Raw genomic sequence first — 2,140 nt, 5'->3', positions numbered from 1 at the left:
AACGAATCCAGAGAAACCAACAGAACCGGAAAAGCCAACGAATCCAGAGAAACCAACAGAACCGGAAAAGCCAACGAATCCAGAGAAACCAACAGAGCCGGAAAAGCCAACAAATCCAGAGAAGCCAACAGAACCAGAGAAACCAACGAATCAAGAAAAGCCAGTTCTGAAACAAAATGAAAAGATGGTAGCGAGTAAATAAAGAAAAATGATTAGAAATAATAAAGTCTTTTAAAAACAAGGTCTAAAACCTTTGATACCACGATTAATTGGAACTAAAATAAAAAATAAAGTTATTCAAAAAGGAGGATTTACAATGAAAATTCCGTTTAATACCCATACTATTTATGTTACTTTGGATGATGATAAAATTTATGAATTAAAGAGTGATTATACAAAAGTTGAAGTGTCGAAAATTCAAAATCCTAGTAGAGAAAAACCTGTAATGGTGCTTTATAAAAGCCAATTTGACTGTGCAAAAGGTTATTTATTAAATAAAGAAAATCCTTTCAAAATTGATAAAGAAGATGCAAAAATTTATCATCAGATTGGCTTCATAAGTGTCGAGGAATTAAACGACTTTATTATTTTTTAAAGAACTTTATTATTTGTCTACAAAAAAATCAACTGATATTGCCAAAAAGGTACTCATAAAAAGAGTACCTTTTTAATTTGAAAGGGGGCATATAGGTGTTTGTTAATAGTACAAATTTAGTGCAAATTTCAAGTCTAGATAAAAGTTTAATGGTGGTAGGTCGAGTGGGAACAGGGAAAACGAGGGAATTGAAGAAAATGGCTTTAAGTTTATCAAAAGTTTTAGTGTTAGATCCACTGAGGGAATACGAAGACGAAACATTCGGGAAGCAAACAGAGGGTAATGTGACTTTACAACACTTGGATTGTGAATCGAATGAGGGGTATGGGAATTTTAAAATTACAGAAGATGTGATAAATATAGCTAAACAATATGAATACGTAATTGTAGATGAAACCAATTATTTATGTCAGGAAGATTTGATATACTTTCTCCAACAAATGAAGGATTCCGATATAAAAGTAATAGCGAGTTTTCAAAACATGCCATCAGATGCCCAAATTACTAAGAAATTTGGATATATCATATCTTTAGATGTAACGAATGATTTCGATAAGATAACAGAGTATGAAAAATATAATTATGATTCGGGTTTTGGTTTAAAGAAGTAATACGTGTGGCTAGATTGAACAGAGGTGATGCTTTGATATGTATAGTGAAAAGATATCAATCAAATATAAATTAGCTGAAAAAGAAGTACTCATTCCATTGAGTGCTTTTTTGTTTGTTGGCATGTTTTTAATCGCTAATTTTTTATTAAACTTAACTTTAGAGCTGATAGAAACAACATTTAGTGATTTATTACATCCCAAACCATTTCATATGGAGGTAGGATTTCTTTTTCAGATGCCAATTGCAGAACATCCGATTTACTACATGCTTGTTTTCCTTGTAGTGATTGGAACCATTGCAAGAACAGTGTACAAATTGAAATCTTCCTTTAAAAACTTAAATAATCATGAGAAAGGATCTAGTCGTTTTACAACAGTTGAAGAGCTGAAAAAGCAGTACCGAGCTGTACCAGATCGAGAGGAAACATTTAAAGGTGGCGGTGGTGTTGTTATCTCCCGATTAGGTGACAAGGTATTTATTGATGATAGCCCGGTAAACAATTTAATCATTGGTACAACACGCTCTGGTAAAGGAGAAACCTTTGTATTTCCTACAATTGATGTCTATTCTAGAGCGGAACATAAGCCATCTTTAATTTTTAACGATCCAAAGGGAGAATTGTTCAGCGCATCAAAAGAAACGCTGGAAGAACGAGGGTATCACATTGAAGTTTTGAATTTATTAACTCCACTTGATTCTATGAGTTATAACTTATTGCAGCTTGTCAAAGATGCTTATAAAGATGGAGATTATTCAACAGCGCAAGCACTATGTAAAACACTCTCTCACACTTTGTATTATAAACCAGGTGTTAAAGATCCTTTTTGGCAAGATTGCGCTATGAGCTTATGTAACGCCATGATTTTAGCCATAACAGATAAATGTATTGCAGAAGGAACAGAAGAAAAAATAACGATGTATGCAGTAGCTAAC

3 protein-coding genes and 1 pseudogene are annotated in these 2,140 nt (G+C 32.9%); all 4 read left to right on the top strand.

Translation table 11 applies throughout. The features are described from left to right. Window positions 1-202: pseudogene (locus ACLBXA_RS29330) on the top strand (hypothetical protein); the annotation flags it as partial. 114 nt (window positions 203-316) lie between these two features. Further along, a complete protein-coding gene (locus ACLBXA_RS29325; RefSeq protein WP_081144037.1) occupies window positions 317-595 on the top strand; it encodes a hypothetical protein in 279 nt (92 codons plus the stop codon). A 95-nt stretch (window positions 596-690) separates the two neighbouring features. Further along, window positions 691-1,206: a hypothetical protein gene (locus tag ACLBXA_RS29320; RefSeq protein ID WP_098285918.1), complete on the top strand. Its 516-nt coding sequence runs from the start codon at window positions 691-693 to the stop codon at window positions 1,204-1,206. 37 nt (window positions 1,207-1,243) lie between these two features. After that, the coding region (locus ACLBXA_RS29315; RefSeq protein ID WP_447617739.1) for a type IV secretory system conjugative DNA transfer family protein at window positions 1,244-2,140 on the top strand (897 nt) is incomplete at its 3' end.

This window comes from Bacillus sp. D48C, assembly GCF_053345735.1.
The sequence above is the reverse complement of the archived record's forward strand: the minus strand, read 5'-3'. Positions and strand labels throughout refer to the sequence as shown.

Excerpts from the sequence above, each read along its gene's own strand:
- ACLBXA_RS29325 (WP_081144037.1), top strand. The coding sequence starts at position 317 with ATGAAAATTCCGTTTAATACCCATACTATTTATGTTACTTTGGATGAT.